This is a genomic window from Deinococcus detaillensis, from assembly GCF_007280555.1.
GTDB lineage: Bacteria > Deinococcota > Deinococci > Deinococcales > Deinococcaceae > Deinococcus > Deinococcus detaillensis.
This window is the reverse complement of the sequence record NZ_VKDB01000006.1, coordinates 101,223-118,044: the sequence shown is the minus strand read 5'-3', so window position 1 is coordinate 118,044 and position 16,822 is coordinate 101,223. Positions and strand designations below refer to the sequence as shown.

Here is a 16,822-nt window from a genome sequence, read left to right as displayed (position 1 = left end):
CCGCTTTGAGCCCTCGACACGGCGAGCCTGCGCCGCCGCCGCTCAGCCGTTATCCAGCGCCTGCACCCGCCGCGTAGCTTCGTCCAAAATGGCTTTCACGTCGCCCGCGCTCTGGGCTTCCACATAAACGCGCACCACCGGCTCGGTGCCGGAAGGCCGGAACATTGCCGACGCGCCGCCCGCGAGAGTGAGCTTCACGCCGTCGCGGGTGTTGACACTCTCCACGGCGTGGCCCGCCACTTCGCGGTACGCCGCCGCCCGGCTGAGCAATTGGGCTTTGTCGAAGGTGACGCTTAGATGCAGGTCGTTGCGGTCATACACGTGTTTGAAGTCGACTTCCGCTTCGATGTCCGCGAACAGCTCGCCGAGGCTCTTGCCGCTCATGGCCACCGCTTCGATCAGCAGGAGGCTGTTGAGCAGGCCGTCACGCTCAGGAATGTGGCCGCGTGACGACAAGCCGCCGGACTCCTCGCCGCCGATCATTACGGCTTTTGTTTCGTCGGCTTGCCCTTCCAAAAAGGCGTCGGTGATGTACTTGAATCCCACTGGCGTTTCCAGAAGTTCAAGGCCCAGCTTGTGGGTCAGCAACTCGATTATCCGGCTACCCGACACCGTTTTGACGACCCGTCCCCGCAGACCGCGCCCGTAGAGGTGCTGGATGAACACCGCGAAGATCTGGTGGCTGTTGAAAAACTGCCCGCCCGCCGTGACCGCTCCCACCCGGTCGGCGTCCCCATCGGTGATGACGGCGAACGTTCGGCCCGTCTCACGGCCGAGGGTGTCCATCAGCGCCGTTAGGTTCTGCGGAATCGGCTCAGGATTGACGCCGCCGAACAGCGGATCCGGCTCGCCACGCACCTCGCGCAACTCAAAGCCAAACCGCCGACTCCGCACGTAAGCGCTCAGCCAGCCCGCCGCCGCGCCTCCCATCGCATCGTGATACACCACGCCTCGGTAAGCCCGGAGAGCGCTCAAATCGAGCTGACGGTCAAGCTGCCCGAAGTACGCTTCACGGATGTCCAGCGGCTGAATGTTACCGGCTGGCCCGTTGTAAGGCTCAGGCTGCGCGAGGGTGGCTTCCACTTCGGCCACCATCGCGGGCGTGGCGCTGCCACCGTAAGACCCCTTGAGCTTGTAGCCGCTGTACTGCGGCGGGTTGTGAGAAGCCGTAATCATGACGCCGCCCGCCGCGCCCAAATGCAGCGCCGCGAATGAAAGGGCAGGTGTGGGCAGATACTCGCTCGCCAGCCAGACCCCTAAGCCCTGCTGCGACAGCGTTTCGGCCACCACGCGGGCAAAGTCGCGGCCCCCAAAACGCGGATCAAAGCCCACCACCACCGAGCTGCCGCCCGCCGCTCTGAGCGCCTAGGCGTGGGCCTGCGCTACCGTTCGCAGATTGGCGTAGGTAAAATCCTCGGCGATGATGTCTCGCCAGCCGTCGGTTCCAAATTTGATGGACATAGCTGTTTCTCCAGTGCTGTTTTGGATGACTCACTGCCGCCGCCAAAAAACCCTGAGTGGCACGGCTGCAAATCTCGCGTCCATAGCCTAGCAAATCGCGCTGCTGCTGCCCAAAGCTCGCTCCCCAAGTCGTCAAGCACAACCAGCGCAGTTGACAGAACCGACTTTCCCCACTATCATTCCTTCCGTGCTGAAAAGCACCCCTTGAAAGGGCGGCGAAAAAAACGATTCCCAAAGGTGCGTTTTTAGATCCGACAGGTGTGGCCCCATCGTCTAACGGTTAGGACACTACCCTTTCAAGGTAGCGATACGGGTTCGAATCCCGTTGGGGTCACCACCTTTGCCTCCGCCCTTTGCCACGTGCAGGGCGGAGCTTTTTTTACTTGCTGAATTCACGCCGCGCCGCTCTCCTTTCCCGACTTCGTGAAATACTGTCAGGTGTGTCTTTGCCCGCTCACTCGTCCACGCCTTCCGGGCCTGTTCCCTCCAGCACGGCCACTTCTCCTCCGCGTTGGCTGCCTTGGCTGATCGCCGCCGTTCCGGTGGTGCCGTTCTTTTACTTGGTGGCCTTTGCGGCGCTGGGATCGCTGCGGCGTCTGCCACTTGTTGCCCGCTGGATCTTGTTTTACTTTGCTGCCTCGCAAATTGTCGCGGCCCTTTTTACCCCCAACCCACTGCTCTCGCTCGGCTTCGCCGGCATCCGCACCCTCGAAATTTTAGCGATGATCGCGGCGGGGGTGTATCTACAAGACAGCCGCCATCTGCGCCCGCTGCTGTGGGGAGAAGTGGTCATTTTCCTGACGGCTTGGGGTTACAGCCTTTATACACAGGGAGTGGCGGGCATCATGGCCCGGCTGAGTCATCCTTACTATTACACCGTGTCGCTGGGTTTGCTGGCCGTCATCGCCCTGTGGCTCATCATGTTCTGGCGCGGCGGGGCAATCTGGTGGCGTGTCGCGGCAGGGTTGCTGGCCATTGCCACCCTGCTGGCAGCCGGTAGCAGGGGGCCGACGCTGGCTTTGGTGGTCGGCAGCATGGCAGCCTTGCTCCTCGCCGGAGAGCGGGGAATGCGCCGCTGGGTGCTCATTCCGCTGGGCGTCGTGGCCGCCGCTATCTTCGCGGTCAGCACCTTAAAACTCAAGATCACGCCGATTCTGCGCCTACTTGACGATCAAGCCAGCGGACGCAATTTTGTCTGGGACGACGCTTACGCCGCTTGGCAGACCTCCCCCATCGGCGGCGTGGGCGCTTATCAGGGCGGGCCTTACTTGACCTACTTGTTCAAGGGCGGTTGCCAACTCAACCCCATTTTGACCGCCAATCAAATTCAGTGCCCCGAATGGCTCAGCAGTTTCAGCGGCATGTGGCTGATTGCCCACAACGCTTGGCTCCAGTGGTTGATGGAAACGGGCGTAATCGGCCTGAGCGGTTTGCTGCTGGTATACGGTTATGGGCTCTGGGCCGCCGCCAAAAGCCGCGACCCACTGCTGATCGCCGTGCTATTCGGTTACACCGCCATGAATTTCGTGGACGTGGTGGTCGCCGTACCGAGCCCGCATTTCGCCGAATTGTGGTGGGTGGTGCTGGGGATCAGCGTTTGGCGCAGCACGCAGGTCGTGAAGATCAATGGCTGACCTTGCCCCCGTAACTCTAGCGAACACCGTGCCGACTTTTGACAGCACGTTGCAACTCAGCCCAGTCAAGCAAATCAACTTCCGTGGTCAGGAACCGTGGGGGCGCTGGCTGCTAGGCAAGCAAGCCAAGCTTATCTTCAGCTCGACCACCCAGCAGCAAGTTGAGCTTGATGTCAAACTTTCGTTGCCTTACGAGGGCCAGTGGATCAAGTTAATACTCAATGGCGACGTGATCTTTCGTGCCACGCATCGTCCAAAGATGCCCGGTGAGTTCAAATCCCAGTTACTCATTGACGCAAAGCAAGGAACCAATCAACTCGAATTCCTGACTAACCGAAGCAATTTAGGCGGTGAGGGACAACCCTTCGCCAAGAATGACAGCAGCGATATATCTATCAGTTTAAACTTGGTTTCCTTTCAGCCGCTGCAAACACAAGCACAGGTTTTATATGGTCCCCAGCCCTCCAGCTCGGTCGGCACCGCTTACAGCTCGGCAGGCGCACAGGGATTGGAGAGAATCTTCGCGGAGTCCGGCCCATCGACGGTGAGTTACAAGCTGCTGCGCCGGTTTGAAAAACAGGGTTTCACGTTCACAGTGGACGGAAAATCCGTACACACACTTCCGAGCCAGCAACCAGGCAACTTGCTGGTCGGCAGCTTCAATCTGCCCAGGCTCGAACTGAACAGCTATCAGGTCCACGTTTTGCGAGTGAGTAGCATCGTTCCCCCTTCTGCCCAACCATTCCCCACGACTGCCAAAGACGGCCCTGATGTCCAGTTCTACGTCCAGCAATTACAGATCAAAGATGCAGCGCCGAGCATTCAAAATAATGTCCTGCTGCTCGGTCTGGTGACGGCGCTACTTATCGGTTTGCTGTGGCTGCTGCTGTTCAGGCTTCGGCGTTCGTAAGCTCGGCTTTTAAGACTTCCCACCGCCCCGTATTCAAGCTCACGTCTCCGGGTAAGGTCACGCCTGCTTCGGCCCGCGTTCCTTCACGCACATCCGGCTTGCGGCGGCGGGCCAGCTCATAAACACTTTTGCGTTCGGTGGCAATATGCAGCACCTCATCTGAGATTACTAGGGCGTGCTGGACGGCCAAGGCGACCTCCGGGGCGATAATGTCCACGTAATCTTGGCCGGTAAAGACGTCGCTAAATGCCACCGGATAAGCGAACTCGCGGGGGCGGAAGCTGGTGCGAATGATGAGGTGTGACCCGGCGGCGCGGGCAGCTTCCTCGGCCACCAGCTTGGTCAGCGAATAATAGTTGACGACTGGCCCCATCGTGTCGTCTTCCTGGTAATTCCCGGTTTGGCCGTCGAACACGTAATCGGTGCTGATATGAACCAGCTTCGCGCCGACTTCATTGGCCGCCTGAGCGATATGGCGCGTTCCTTCCACATTCACCGCCCAGCACTTGGCCCGCTCTTTCTCTGCGCCGCCCACATTGGTGTAGGCCGCCGTATGAACAATGATGTCCGGCTGTTCGCGGCGAACCACTTCCAACACACTCTGAGCGTCAGTCAAGTTGAGTTCGGCGCTGCTGGGCGCAACCAAGTCAGGAATGAGGTCGCGCAGCTCTGTTCCAAGCCGCCCACTACCGCCAGTGATCAGGATTTTGACTTGTCGTCGTGAACGAACTGTCGTCGTGGGCAGCACCCGTATGGGGCCACTCCTCCGGTTGACCACTCCACTCCTCACCCCATGTCCTCGGCCCACAGATCGTCACCGAAAAAGTTCCACGGCAAGCGGCCTTCGTTGGGGTTGGCCAAGTTGAATTGGGCGTCCATCGCGTAGATGAGCGTCGCTCCCTGATCGCCAGCTTGGTAACCGTGTGCGACGCCACTGGGGATATAGACCATCATCGGCTGCTCGCCGCTAAAGACCAATTTGCGCTTCACACCAGCAGTCGGGCTGTTCTCACGGCAATCCACCAGCCAGATCATCAGTTGCCCGCCGATCACGCACCAGATCTCGTTCTGCTCTTCCTTGACGTGAATATGAAAGGCGTTGACGCGCCCCGCCGCCGCCCACGACACGCTGATCTGACGCGGCGTGAGCTGGCCCGGCAACCCCTCAACGCCCCCGTCACCCAGGCGCAGGTACTCCATAAAGGCCCCATTCTCGCTACGATTTTTCTTGAGCGCGTGAAACCAGACGCCCTCGATCTGCGGCGCGGCGGGATACGCCTCGAACTTGAGCGCCTGGGCGTACTGAGTTTCTAACTTGATTTTGTGGTCTGGGTCAGTCATAACTGGCTCCGGTGTTCGGTGCTGAGTTTCAGCAAATATTGGCCGTATTTGTTTTTGGCGAGCTTCTGGGCTTGCTCAATTAGCATTTCCGTGCTGATCCAGTGATTGCGCCAGGCGATTTCTTCGGGGGCGGCCACTTTTAAGCCTTGCCGGTGTTCAATGGTCTGAATAAAACTGCTGGCTTCCAATAAGCTCTCGTGCGTGCCAGTGTCCAGCCAAGCAAAGCCCCGGCGCATCAACTGAACATCGAGCAAGCCCGCTTCCAGGTAGTGAATGTTGACGTCGGTGATTTCCAGCTCGCCGCGTGCGGAGGGCCGAATCCCCTTCACGATCTCGACAATATTCTGATCGTAGAAGTAAAGGCCCGTCACCGCAAAATCCGATTTAGGCTTGGCTGGCTTTTCTTCCAAGGAAATTGCCCGACCTTGATCGTCGAAATCAACGACGCCGTACCGCTCCGGATCGCTGACTTGATAAGCAAAGACAGTGGCTCCCTCCGTTTTTTGGTTGGCCGCGTTCATCAAGTCGGAAAGATCATTGCCGTAAAAAATGTTGTCGCCGAGAATCAGGGCGCTGTCATGGTCCCGCACAAAGTCTTCGCCGATCAGGAAAGCTTGGGCCAGACCTTCCGGTTTCGGCTGCACGGCGTATTCAAGTTCAATGCCCCACTGCGAGCCGTCGCCGAGAAGCTGTTTGAAGCGCGGGGTATCTTCAGGCGTCGAGATAATCAGAATTTCGCGAATACCGCCAAGCATTAAAGTAGTCAGCGGATAATAGATCATCGGCTTATCGTAAATGGGGAGGAGCTGCTTGCTGACCGCCAGCGTCGCCGGATAAAGGCGTGTCCCGCTGCCACCCGCCAAAATGATGCCCCTGCGACTTGAGGCCGCTGCCGTCACTGACCCGCTCCAGCCAAGCGCTCGGCGTACTGCTTTTCGTAGTACTCGCGGAATTCGCCACTGCGGATCGGCTCCCACCACGTCCGGTTCTCGGCGTACCATCTGGCCGCTTCAGCTACCGCCTGTTTGGGGTCGTACTGGGGTTGCCAGCCCAGTGCCCTGAGTTTATCCACGTTCATGCTGTAGCGGCGGTCATGGCCGGGCCGGTCGGTGACGTGCTTGACCAGCGCGTGATCCTTGTCCAGCGTGTCCAGCACGATGTCCACCATTTCCAGGTTGGTCATCTCGCGTCCGGTGCCGACGTTGTAAACTTCACCGATGATGCCGCGCAGCAACACCGTTTCAATGCCAGTGCAGTGATCGTGAACGTGGGCGTAGTCGCGCATCTGCAAACCGTCGCCGTAAACCGGAATCGGCTCGTTCAGAATGGCGTTGGTGCTGAACAGCGGCACGGCTTTCTCAGGATACTGATAAGGCCCCACGTTGTTGGCCCCGCGCGTGATGGTCACGGGAATGCCGTAGGTGATGGCGTAGGCCTGCACCAGTTGGTCGGCGGCAGCTTTACTAGCGGCGTAAGGGCTGCGCGGTGCGAGTTCGTCAGTTTCCACGCTCTGGTGATCGTCTCTGATGTGTCCGTACACTTCATCGGTGCTGATGTGATGCAGCCGAATGCTGAGTTCTCGGGCAACTTCCAGCAGGACGTGGGTGCCGCGCACGTTGGTGTCAGTGAAGACCAGCGGCCCCAGGATGCTCTGGTCCACGTGGGTTTCGGCGGCGAAATTGACGATCAGATCAATGGCGTTGTCCTGGCAAGCGCGGCGCACCGCGTCCATATCGCCGATGTCGCCCACCACCAGGCTGAGGTTGGGGCTGTCCCACAGATCGGCCAGGTTCTCTTTGCGGCCCGCATACGTCAGCTTGTCATAGACCACGACTTTGCTTTCAGGGTGCTGCCGCATCCAGTAACGAACGAAGTTGCTGCCGATAAAGCCGCAGCCGCCGGTAACGAGAAGGTTGATGGGATGAAGTCGGGTCATAGAGTCTCCTTGTATTGATCCCAGTGGTAACTGTGCATGCTCAGTTTTTTCTTAATACCAAGTGGGAGAAGGGTGTGACGCTTACCCAATTGGAACGCTGTGAACTTGGCTGCCGCCTCCAGAACAACCAGTGGCAGCAGATCGGCACGACCATGCCGCACTACGTAGCGCATCTGCTCACGCACAAAGCGCAATCCTTCGCCACTAACTCGCGCACCTGCCAGAAGTGGGCCAGCGTCTGCAAAAAAAGCACCGACATCAAAGTTGCGCCGAAATTGCTGCTTGAGGGTGTAATCATGTGAATGAATGACTTCCGATTCGGCCACATACTTGATGGTGTAGCCCGCCAATAACAGTTGGGCCGCCATCATCATATCTTCATTCATAATAACATCTTCGGGAAAACCGCCGACCTCCCAGAACACATCGGCCCGCACAGCTGAGCAGACATTTGAGAAAAAGAATGCCTTAACACCCAGTTGCTTGATATCAGATTGTCTGCGTGAGCGACTGGTATCTGGGTAATTGAAATAACGCGAGAACTGTTCAAGGAGCGAGGCACCCGGCCTGGGCAACTGCCGGGCAAAAGTGGCGACGGCCTCACCAGAAGCAATAGGGGCGGTGAGTTCCTCAAGCCAACGCGTATCAGTGGGCAGGGCATCCTGTGTCATGAATACCAGAATCGCTGCATCTTGCTCGCGAGCCAGCTTTGCCCCGAGATTGCGAGTGCTGCCATGATTAAAATGTCTCTTCTCAATAACGACATATTGAAGAGCCAGATTCTTGCATGATGGCTCGATAGAAGAATCGGAGTCCAATATAATTATTGGTTGTGAAGCATTGCTATGTTGACTAATCAAAAAGTCCATTTCATCTGGCGAATCGAGGTACGGTACTATAGTTACGGATCTAAAGTAGTCTTCCTTTGTTTGTTTAGACATAATTTCCCTCGTCTTCCATCTTATTGGTAGAAAAAACTACTCTTCTCATACCTAGGAATAGACTTATGAGGATGCAAAATAAGGTCGCCCTTGTACCTATATTAGCACCGGCAAACCATTGAAAATTACATTGTATTACAAAAGGGTAGAGTGCATAAGCCCTTAGATTTCCCAGTAATATATCATGGTAGGCAAATTTTGCAAAGAATCCATAAAGTAAGAACCATAGGCAGCCAAACCAACTATAGTCAGCAAAAGCCTCGCCGTAAGTGGTAACCCAGATATAGTCCCTGTTCAGTCCTGAGCGAGCAACTGACTTAAAAGTGTCAAGCCAAGCATTAAAGGCATCAGTAGGAATATCAAATTGAAGATTGTGCAAGACTTGGTCAGTATATTGTTCTCCAGGTAAGCCCCAGAACCATCTGTTCGTCCAGAAACCTTCAAACATATTGGGAATAGTGAGTTTATGAGAAAGTAGATATGCAAGTCTGTTAAAAGAGACTACAGTATAGGAAGCAATTTCGTTTATAAATCCTTCGTAGGACAAAACGAACCCATTTCTCCTCGACTGTAAAACCAAAAAGATGGTTACTGAAAGGAACAATACGACCAGGATATAAAAAAGATCTCTTTTTCTTAAAAACATTTTGGGATATTTCATCATCCATGCACACACTACTAGAGCGAATATAATTATAAGTACAGGTCCTTTTGTCTGAGTCATAGCGATGAGTAAAAAGTGAAGAGTCAGCAACAGATAGAATATGTAGCCCAACAATCTATTTTTAGTCAATACTAATGAAACGTAAGCCACACAGATTACGGGCACCGTGAACGCTATAGCCCAGCCCGTATTGACTGTTTTAAGGGCGTAATATACTGTTAATCTAAGATCTGTGCTCCCTCTACCTAAAATTGTATCAATAAGCCCTGACAAGCCAAATATCTTGTAGAGCTGTATCAAGCCAAGAAGATTTAAAACTGAAGCCAGCAGAACCAAGAATATAATCCTGTAGATTGCTTTTTGACTCTGTTTCTTAGTCGTTAGTAGCCGACTATCTCGAACAGTTGGAACCAGTTTATCGAAAACTGTGACTCCAATTGCATAAAACACACAACATACGGTTATCCACATAAAAACTAGTGGGTTGAATGTAATCATGGATTTCTCGTTTATTCTTGAAAGATAAAAGTAATTGGGAATAAATATAGCAATTAATCCCAGTATAAAATTTAGAAAAAGCGGAAACCATGGATTGAAGAAGAATTTGATATTAATCATAAGAATTTAATACCTACTATTCTTATAAAAAGCGCGTAGAAATTCTTAAATCTCATCACCACGATTTTTGGAATAGATGACCTCGACATATCGGTAACGTTATTCTCGTGCCTACGATATAAAATCATTCGTTCATCTGTTTTGACAACACTTCCAAAAACTGAGATGATTTCTCCTATCCAAAAATCGTGCATGGAGATAATATCAGGGAAAGGAAGGAAATAATCTTTCATAGATGATCTGAAAGACATGCAACATCCTACAAATGAGTTTTTGAAGAAATTTCTGGTAAATCCCAGAGATGATCTCCTAAACTCAAAGAAAGTGTCCAGTTGTACTGATCCATCGACTAATATATATGCGTCAGCTAAAATCAGATCAGCGTGTTGCCCGTCGAAGATTTCTAATGATGTTTGAACTTTGCAAGGCATCCAAACGTCGTCCTGATCACTAAGGAATATCAGATCGCCGATCGACTCCTCTATGGCTTTTTCAAACGTTCTGATGACCCCCAAATTTTTTGAATTCCTAAATATCCGTATTCTGGGATCATCGAATCCTCTCACTATCTCCAGCGTAAAATCACTGCTACAATCATCGACAATCACAATTTCATCGTACTCACTGATTTGAGAGATGATACTTGAAAGCTGTTCAGCGATATGTCTTTCCCCGTTGTAAGTTGCCATGCATACACTTATCATATTCCTCATAGACGACGTGTCTTTAACGGTCATCAGCTCTTCTCCACACTCTACTCTTTTCGTCATAGTATTTCAGGATTCTGGCGGGATTTCCGGCCACTATACAGAATTTCGGAATATCTTTCGTGACGACGCTGTTTGCTCCGACGATACAGCCTTCTCCAATGATAACTCCAGGAAGGATGCTCGCAGATTCACCGATCCACACGTTGTTTCCGATAAACACATCACTAACATCTAGATCACGGTGCTCTGGAGGAGTTAAGGGGCTGTCTTGATTTGTCCCCGAATATTTCCCATGATTGTGATCACTTATGAAGATATTGCTTGCCATGAGCACATTATTGCCTATGGTAACTGACCTAGCACAGCCGATATGGATATTGTCATTGAGTGTTACGTTATCGCCGAACTCTATACGGGGTATAAAGGTCATCCCAGCATAGTTTAGTATGGCTTCTATTCGGCAATTACGTCCGGATACAAAACTCTTGCCTACTTTTATGTGCCTTCCGCCTTGCCAGATAACGCTATGATGTATATAAAAATCTTTGCTATAGTTGTTTGCTGAGGCAACTGAATATGACACTATTCGATCAAAAACCCTTCCAAAGACAAATCTGAAGCCTCGGTTCTTGATTTTGATTAGAGCAGATTTAATCATCACAAATCACACTTCCTTTTCAGTAAGAATTCCACTAGCGGAAACCTGTATTACCATAAACACACAGGCTAGCCCTTCTGTAGCGACTGTTATCCAAGCCAGTGCAGTGGCTCCATATCGGGGGATTAGCCAAACCATGGCGATAAAACTTAAAATGCTGGCCACGATAAACGAGACATTGAATTGCCTATCCATCTTATTAGGTAACATAATATAAAGTCCGTATATGTTATTGAGTATCAGGACAGGTATGAAAAAAAGCAGGATTTTTACATAAACTGTCGCCTCCAAATAATTTGGAAGAAATAGTTTAATGAGTGCGGAGGCAAAAGTTTCACCAAATATAAATACAGCTAGACCAAAAAGCGCCAAGGTCAGTGAGGATTTTCTCAATAAAATCATGGCTTTTTGTCTGTCTACGTGGTAAAGATAAGATAAATTTGCGTAGGCGATTCTATTCAGCGGCTCAAATACTCCACCAATCGCACGAACCACTCTATCAGCAGTACCATATAAAGCGACAAGCGACGAGCTTTGCGAAAAACCTAGAATTACGACATTGAGCGTTGTATAGACACTAGTTATACCCACGAATGCGAAAAGCCCAGCTCCTTCCCTAAGAGCTCTTAGAGAGCTATATAAATCAGGTAGTTTGAGACCAATTTGTTTGTTCATAACAAAATATCCGTACATATTCGCAAATAAGGCAGTCAAAGATCCGTAGATAAATATCATTTGCCCTTGGTTTTCATGCTTGATTAGGAAGAAACAGGCTACCAGATAAAGAAACCTATTTATAAAGTCTATCGAGGCATAAGCTGTAAATTTACCTCTGGCCAAGAAATACCATATTGGATTAAAACCTTGAGCAATAGCAAAAACAGTTGCGCAAAAAACGAGGTGACCTAAGCCAGAAATGCTATCTAGAAATAAGACGCTTAAAATAGATAGGGCAATGACAATTAACGAAAGTATTATTTTCGCTCCCATAACTCCTGCTACTAGTGAAGATATTGCCAGCTCGTCAGCTTTGACGCGCGATATACTCCGGGTCGCAGACAGGTTAAATCCATACTCTATAATGATCTGGAACCACAACGCCAAGGCTTGCACAGTTAAAATCTGGCCCCAAACCGATTTTGGGAAGATAGATGTAAAGTGGGGGATCAAGATTATGAATGAGAATACTTTTAGGCCATGAGCACCATAAAGAGACAGATAGCTTAAGAGCTTAGGCATATTTTTCAATATGCGCCCTTTCCCATAAGTACCACCCTCACTGTTTGAATCAAAATCACTAAATCTAGCCAAGGTGTCCAATTCGTTACATAGAAGCTGTCCATGCCCACACGCTCGCTATAGCTTGTGTCGCTCCGGCCGTTAGCTTGCCAGTAGCCAGTCATGCCTGGGCGCACCTGCTTATATGCAGTGTATATTTCGCCATATTTGACGACTTCTGCTTCCACAATAGGGCGTGGCCCAACCAAACTCATCTCACCCACGATAACATTAAAGAGCTGAGGAAACTCGTCCAAGCTGGTCTTCCTCAGAAGGTTTCCTACCCGCGTCACTCTAGGATCATCTTTCAGCTTATGAGTAGCTTCAAACTCAGCTTTCAACTGGGGATCAGTAGACAGAACTTCTTGTAACTTAGCCTCCGCATCTCGGTGCATACTGCGAAACTTGAAACAATCAAAAAGCTTACCGTCACGCCCCAGACGTCGGGCGCGGTAAACAGCGGGGCCGGGACTGTCTACCTTAATCGCAATAGCAATCGCAAGCAGAATCGGGGAGATAACAAGTGTACCCAGCACCGAGGCCAGCAAGTCCATCGTCCGTTTCACCATCTTAGAACGCCGACTCCGCAAATTATTGCGAACCTCCAGAGTAGCGATACTTCCAATGTTGTGTGGCAAGAGGCCCTGATTGGGAATGCCAAACAGATCTGGGACGACCCAGGTAACAGGAAACGCCGCGTAAACACTATTAACTAACTTTTGCTGAGTCTCTGCGCGAGCACTGGGAATGGAAATCAAGGCCTGCTCGGTAAGAGGATCAGTTAAAGCTTGCTCGATTGAACCCCGAATGGGAACACCATGCAACAACGTTCCCTGCAAAACCGGATTATCGTCATAGGCCGCCAAGGGAATAAGCCCGTAAGCAGGATTGGCTTGCAAGTGAGCAATTAAAAGGCTTGCCGTTTGACCGGCACCGATGATGCTGACAGGCCGTCCAAAGTTGCCTGCCCGAATAAGGAGTGAGCGCACCCCGTAACGAACCAGCAAGGCCAGCAGAAGAATCAGCAGCCAGGCAATTACCACTCCACCCACACCAATGGCCAGCCGGTCAAAAGCCAGCACCGCTGCCAGTTGAACAAGCAAGACCTGAACCGTACTGACCGTATGGAGCCGTAATTCCGTTTGGGGCGATTTGCCATAACCTGGATAAAGGCCTTGATAAAAGCGCCAGAAAAGCCAGACACCTAACCAGATTAAGATTGTCTCCCAGTTGATACTCACCTTGCCAAAAAATCTCAATACTAAATTAGTAAAACCAATGCACAGTACACCACTCAAAATATCACTTAAGGCCAGCACTGCCCCTTGAGATACTCCACGCTGACCCAACAGAACGCCACGACTAGCCGTCCGAACGGCTGGCGCACTAGGTGTATGCAGACCCATCTTCAGCTTCCCTCAGTAACGCGAGTAGCGTAACTGTAGTTCTGACCATAACCGTAACCCTCACGGCTCGATTGAGTCATTTTGTTTAGAACGAAGCCCATCATCGGTACTTTTGCTTCTTTAGTACGGCGCATCACCTGTTTTACCGCTTGCAATGTAGTTTGTCCAGCTTCAGTAACAAGGATAACTCCATCAACGTGTCTACCTAATACCAAACCGTCCGCAAGGGCTAGTAATGGAGGACTATCAATCAGAACGATACTGTAATTTTCTCCCCAACGCTTGAAAATTTCACCCAGATCGCTGCGGTTGAGCAAAGTCAAACTGTCATGTAGGCCAGGACCAGCCGGAAGCAAATACACATTCGGCTCAGCTTCGATGACTTGTACATTTTCCGGATCACGCAGTGCTTCTTGCAGATTGCGTGCCCCACCTTCACCAACCAACTGCTGCCACTCATGCTGACGTTGGTATTTATTCCAAACGTCTTGCTGGGTCCCGCGTCTCAAATCCGCATCAATGATGAGTACCCGCTGACCTGACGAGGCCATTCCATCTGCGAGGGTGGCTGTCAAACTGCTCTTTCCTTCCCCAGGTGCCGTGGACGACACCATAATGCATTTGCCTTGGTGAGTATCCATATTTGACAGTAGATTGACCCGCAGAAAGCCAATCGCCTCATAAAGCCCAGCTTGTCTGGCAGCCCGAACAATTCCCATCAACACAATATCGCGCTTCCGAAGTCGGGGAATCATGCCTAAAGTCGGTAAACCAAACGTTAGCAAATCCTCTTCGCTGCGAATAGTTCGGTCTGTGACGGTCAGCAGCGCCGCAATCCCTAAACCCAACAACAGCGTTAGAAGACTGGCCAAAATGGCATTACGCGTCGGCTTGGGCGCAATTGGATTAAGAGGTTCGATGGCAGGTGAAACTAGCGAAAGCGAGCCAGTTGTGGCCTGTGCCAAGATACTGGTCTGCGCCAAGTTGCGCTGCGTGAGTGCACGCGTCGTGATGAGCGTCTGCCTTTCTAGATCAGGCAAACCTGCTGCGTTGAGTTGCTGGTCAATTTCAGCCAACTGAGAACGCTGCACTTTGAGGGCACGTTGTACCGACAAAAGTGCACGGTTCTCATCCCAATTCAGCAGCGCTTGGGTGGTCAAGTTTGTCAGCACCCGAGCGGATTGGGCGCTAGGAGCCTGACCAGTGATGGTATAGACACCGTTGCCACCTTGATCGAGTTGAGAAGTCAGACCAATCGTTGAAATTTTGCTGCTCTGCAATTCGAACTGCAATGCTTTGACCAACTCTTTTTTCGTGGTCAGTGCAAGCTGGCTACTATTGAGAGCGCTGATCACACTTCCAACCACCGTTGAGCCCCGTAATGCTTCGTCAAGCGCTCCAACTGGTAAAGGTGATGCTGGCAGCAAAGTGGCTCCCACTACACCGTCAGCAGGCCGAACGGTAATCAGGCTTGATGAAGCTTCATACACGCGGGGCTGGCTCCGTGACCAAAAGTAGGTAAGAAGACCGATAAGGAAAGTCAGCGCGAGAATGATCGGCAAGCGGCGGCGAATACCGCGCCATAAAACGCCGAGTTCAATTTCGTTCTCAACAGTGTCGAGGGGTTGGTTTTCTCTATACCGGTCACTCACACGGAACACTCCAATTCGGGATGGGCTTTAATCTGTCGTATCACTTTTTTGATATCCTGGGTACTGTCTTTACGGGCCACCGAGGTCACTTTGCTACTTTTGCGTGACGACAGCCAGAAGCGCTCACTGCTGCCACCCGCCAAGACGACTGGAATGAAAAGAGGCAGAGCGCCATCTTCAATGGTCACCGTGAGCCCAAACCAAGTGGCTGAACGAACAGCTTAAGCTGGTCAGTGCTTTTCATGAGAAACGAGTGAATTTTCATCGAACATTAACTCCCTTGAGATACCGCAAAATCCAGCACACCTTATCATGCTCCCAAGAGTAGACCACTCATGATTTGGGAAGGGCAAGAGTCAATTTCTCATTTATTGATCAGGTTCAAACAGAAAGGAAATTGAGTCACCTAACCGAAGTCGCAGGCATTGCTTGGATTAATTTTTTCCATCTGGCTGCGCCTCCTTCATTAAAGGAGCTCTTCAGAGGGCTGAAACGCCTAGAACACCTTCATACGTTAAACTGTATCTCACATGAAAGGCATTATTCCCGCCGCTGGTTTGGGCACCCGCCTCAGGCCCCTCACCTTCACACGACCTAAACCTGTTCTCAAGGTCGCGGGGAAACCGATCATCATCCACGCTATTGAGACGCTACAAGCAGCCGGAATCGACGATATCGCCATCATTGTCTCCGATCTGACGCGTACCGAAATCGAGTACACGCTCAGTGCCGTGAGTGGAGTGCGTATCGCCTTGATTGATCAACACCAGCAGCTCGGGCTGGGCCACGCCGTTGCAATGGCGCGGGAGTGGGCCGCAGGTGAGGACGTGTGCGTCTACTTGGGCGACAACTTGTTTGAATTCGGCATCAGCAGTTTTGCCCAGCAATTTGAGCGTGAACGTCCCGCCGCCCTCATCGCATTGGTCGAAGTGGCTGATCCCAGCGCTTTTGGAGTGGCCCGTCTAGAAGGGCAGCGCATCGTCGAGCTGATTGAGAAACCCAAAACGCTCGTCAGCAACTTGGCGGTGGCAGGCGCTTACTTTTTCTCCAGCCGAATCTTCGAAGCGCTTGACGGTTTACCACCTTCAGCACGCGGTGAGTACGAGATTACTGACGCGATTCAGCGTTTAATTACTGAGGGCGACACTGTGCTGGGCCAGCGCGTGCAGGGCTGGTGGAAAGATACCGGCAAACCAATCGATCTGCTCGACGCCAACCGCTTGCTGCTGGAGCGGATCGAGGCCCGCGTCGAAGGGGAAGTGGTCAATTCGCGGATTAGTGGGCGGGTACAAATTCCGGCTTCGGCAAAAGTCATCAACAGCAAGATTGTCGGCCCGGTCTTGCTCGGTGAAGACGTCATCATTGAAGACGCTTATGTGGGGCCGTTTACCAGCATCGGGCAGGGCAGCATGATTCGCAACGCTGAGATCGAGCACAGCGTCATCGAGTCGTTTGTCAGAATCGAAAATGTGGAGATCCGCTTGCAAGACTGCTTGATCGGGCTGCGAGCCATCGTCAGAGGGGGGCGGCGCATCCCGCGTACCCTCAAACTGACCTTATCGGATGCCAGCGAAGTGGAGCTGACTTAAAGTCGGGCGGCCAGAAGGGTTAAA

The 16,822-nt window shown here is 51.9% G+C and carries 15 protein-coding genes, 1 tRNA gene and 1 pseudogene; 4 read left to right on the top strand and 13 right to left on the bottom strand.

All coding sequences use genetic code 11. From position 1 onward, the window contains the following. Window positions 1–42: 42 nt before the first annotated feature. On the bottom strand, window positions 43–384 hold the full coding sequence (locus tag FNU79_RS19645; protein ID WP_263862367.1) for a phosphohexomutase domain-containing protein: 342 nt from the start codon (window positions 382–384) through the stop codon (window positions 43–45). Next, a pseudogene (locus FNU79_RS08180) lies at window positions 361–1,341 on the bottom strand (phosphoglucomutase/phosphomannomutase family protein); the annotation flags it as partial. The pseudogene FNU79_RS08180 and the gene FNU79_RS19645, both read right to left, overlap by 24 nt. 382 nt (window positions 1,342–1,723) lie before the next feature. Here FNU79_RS08180 and FNU79_RS08175 point away from each other — a divergent pair. The 3 genes from FNU79_RS08175 to FNU79_RS08165 all read left to right on the top strand — a co-directional run bounded on the left by FNU79_RS08175 (window position 1,724) and on the right by FNU79_RS08165 (window position 4,005). Continuing rightward, window positions 1,724–1,798: transfer RNA gene (locus tag FNU79_RS08175), tRNA-Glu, on the top strand. 103 nt (window positions 1,799–1,901) lie between these two features. Continuing rightward, a complete protein-coding gene (locus tag FNU79_RS08170; protein WP_225429963.1) occupies window positions 1,902–3,095 on the top strand; it encodes an O-antigen ligase family protein in 1,194 nt (397 codons plus the stop codon). After that, window positions 3,088–4,005: a hypothetical protein gene (locus tag FNU79_RS08165; protein ID WP_143720373.1), complete on the top strand. Its 918-nt coding sequence runs from the start codon at window positions 3,088–3,090 to the stop codon at window positions 4,003–4,005. The genes FNU79_RS08170 and FNU79_RS08165 overlap by 8 nt, the downstream gene beginning before the upstream one ends. Here the strand turns inward: FNU79_RS08165 and FNU79_RS08160 are convergent. The 11 genes from FNU79_RS08160 to FNU79_RS08110 form a co-directional block, all read right to left on the bottom strand. Beyond that, a complete protein-coding gene (locus FNU79_RS08160; RefSeq protein ID WP_225429962.1) occupies window positions 3,986–4,753 on the bottom strand; it encodes an SDR family oxidoreductase in 768 nt (255 codons plus the stop codon). The genes FNU79_RS08165 and FNU79_RS08160 overlap by 20 nt on opposite strands. A gap of 38 nt (window positions 4,754–4,791) precedes the next feature. Next, window positions 4,792–5,346 (bottom strand): dTDP-4-dehydrorhamnose 3,5-epimerase family protein, encoded by a 555-nt coding sequence (locus FNU79_RS08155; RefSeq protein ID WP_143720372.1) that lies wholly within the window; start codon window positions 5,344–5,346, stop codon window positions 4,792–4,794. Continuing rightward, on the bottom strand, window positions 5,343–6,245 hold the full coding sequence (rfbA, locus tag FNU79_RS08150; protein WP_225429961.1) for a glucose-1-phosphate thymidylyltransferase RfbA: 903 nt from the start codon (window positions 6,243–6,245) through the stop codon (window positions 5,343–5,345). Before rfbA ends, FNU79_RS08155 begins: the two co-directional genes overlap by 4 nt. Further along, window positions 6,242–7,282, bottom strand: a complete 1,041-nt coding sequence (gene rfbB / locus FNU79_RS08145; protein WP_143720370.1) for a dTDP-glucose 4,6-dehydratase — start codon at window positions 7,280–7,282, stop codon at window positions 6,242–6,244. The genes rfbA and rfbB overlap by 4 nt, the downstream gene beginning before the upstream one ends. After that, complete coding sequence (locus FNU79_RS08140) at window positions 7,279–8,223, bottom strand: glycosyltransferase family 2 protein (protein ID WP_143720369.1); 945 nt, start codon at window positions 8,221–8,223, stop codon at window positions 7,279–7,281. The genes rfbB and FNU79_RS08140 overlap by 4 nt, the downstream gene beginning before the upstream one ends. Beyond that, window positions 8,216–9,505, bottom strand: a complete 1,290-nt coding sequence (locus FNU79_RS08135) for an oligosaccharide repeat unit polymerase (RefSeq protein WP_143720368.1) — start codon at window positions 9,503–9,505, stop codon at window positions 8,216–8,218. Before FNU79_RS08135 ends, FNU79_RS08140 begins: the two co-directional genes overlap by 8 nt. Further along, window positions 9,502–10,242, bottom strand: coding sequence for a glycosyltransferase (locus FNU79_RS08130; protein WP_185974648.1), 741 nt, complete (start codon window positions 10,240–10,242; stop codon window positions 9,502–9,504). Before FNU79_RS08130 ends, FNU79_RS08135 begins: the two co-directional genes overlap by 4 nt. Further along, window positions 10,232–10,645 (bottom strand): DapH/DapD/GlmU-related protein, encoded by a 414-nt coding sequence (locus FNU79_RS19415; RefSeq protein ID WP_225429960.1) that lies wholly within the window; start codon window positions 10,643–10,645, stop codon window positions 10,232–10,234. Before FNU79_RS19415 ends, FNU79_RS08130 begins: the two co-directional genes overlap by 11 nt. A 234-nt stretch (window positions 10,646–10,879) precedes the next feature. After that, window positions 10,880–12,112: an oligosaccharide flippase family protein gene (locus tag FNU79_RS08120; RefSeq protein ID WP_143720365.1), complete on the bottom strand. Its 1,233-nt coding sequence runs from the start codon at window positions 12,110–12,112 to the stop codon at window positions 10,880–10,882. A gap of 5 nt (window positions 12,113–12,117) precedes the next feature. After that, window positions 12,118–13,470, bottom strand: coding sequence for an undecaprenyl-phosphate galactose phosphotransferase WbaP (gene wbaP / locus FNU79_RS08115; RefSeq protein ID WP_225429959.1), 1,353 nt, complete (start codon window positions 13,468–13,470; stop codon window positions 12,118–12,120). A gap of 89 nt (window positions 13,471–13,559) precedes the next feature. Next, window positions 13,560–15,209, bottom strand: a complete 1,650-nt coding sequence (locus FNU79_RS08110; RefSeq protein ID WP_225429958.1) for a polysaccharide biosynthesis tyrosine autokinase — start codon at window positions 15,207–15,209, stop codon at window positions 13,560–13,562. 530 nt (window positions 15,210–15,739) lie between these two features. Between FNU79_RS08110 and FNU79_RS08105 the strand changes: the two genes are divergently transcribed. After that, on the top strand, window positions 15,740–16,798 hold the full coding sequence (locus FNU79_RS08105; protein WP_143720362.1) for a glucose-1-phosphate thymidylyltransferase: 1,059 nt from the start codon (window positions 15,740–15,742) through the stop codon (window positions 16,796–16,798). Window positions 16,799–16,822 lie beyond the last annotated feature (24 nt).

What these genes read in the sequence shown, in the direction of transcription:
- FNU79_RS19645 (WP_263862367.1), bottom strand. Translation starts at nt 384, where the DNA reads ATGAGCGGCAAGAGCCTCGGCGAGCTGTTCGCGGACATCGAAGCGGAA.
- FNU79_RS08165 (WP_143720373.1), top strand. Translation starts at nt 3,088, where the DNA reads ATGGCTGACCTTGCCCCCGTAACTCTAGCGAACACCGTGCCGACTTTT.
- FNU79_RS08155 (WP_143720372.1), bottom strand. Translation starts at nt 5,346, where the DNA reads ATGACTGACCCAGACCACAAAATCAAGTTAGAAACTCAGTACGCCCAG.
- rfbB (WP_143720370.1), bottom strand. Translation starts at nt 7,282, where the DNA reads ATGACCCGACTTCATCCCATCAACCTTCTCGTTACCGGCGGCTGCGGC.
- FNU79_RS08140 (WP_143720369.1), bottom strand. Translation starts at nt 8,223, where the DNA reads ATGTCTAAACAAACAAAGGAAGACTACTTTAGATCCGTAACTATAGTA.
- FNU79_RS08135 (WP_143720368.1), bottom strand. Translation starts at nt 9,505, where the DNA reads ATGATTAATATCAAATTCTTCTTCAATCCATGGTTTCCGCTTTTTCTA.
- FNU79_RS08130 (WP_185974648.1), bottom strand. Translation starts at nt 10,242, where the DNA reads ATGACCGTTAAAGACACGTCGTCTATGAGGAATATGATAAGTGTATGC.
- FNU79_RS19415 (WP_225429960.1), bottom strand. Translation starts at nt 10,645, where the DNA reads ATGACCTTTATACCCCGTATAGAGTTCGGCGATAACGTAACACTCAAT.
- FNU79_RS08120 (WP_143720365.1), bottom strand. Translation starts at nt 12,112, where the DNA reads ATGCCTAAGCTCTTAAGCTATCTGTCTCTTTATGGTGCTCATGGCCTA.
- FNU79_RS08105 (WP_143720362.1), top strand. Translation starts at nt 15,740, where the DNA reads ATGAAAGGCATTATTCCCGCCGCTGGTTTGGGCACCCGCCTCAGGCCC.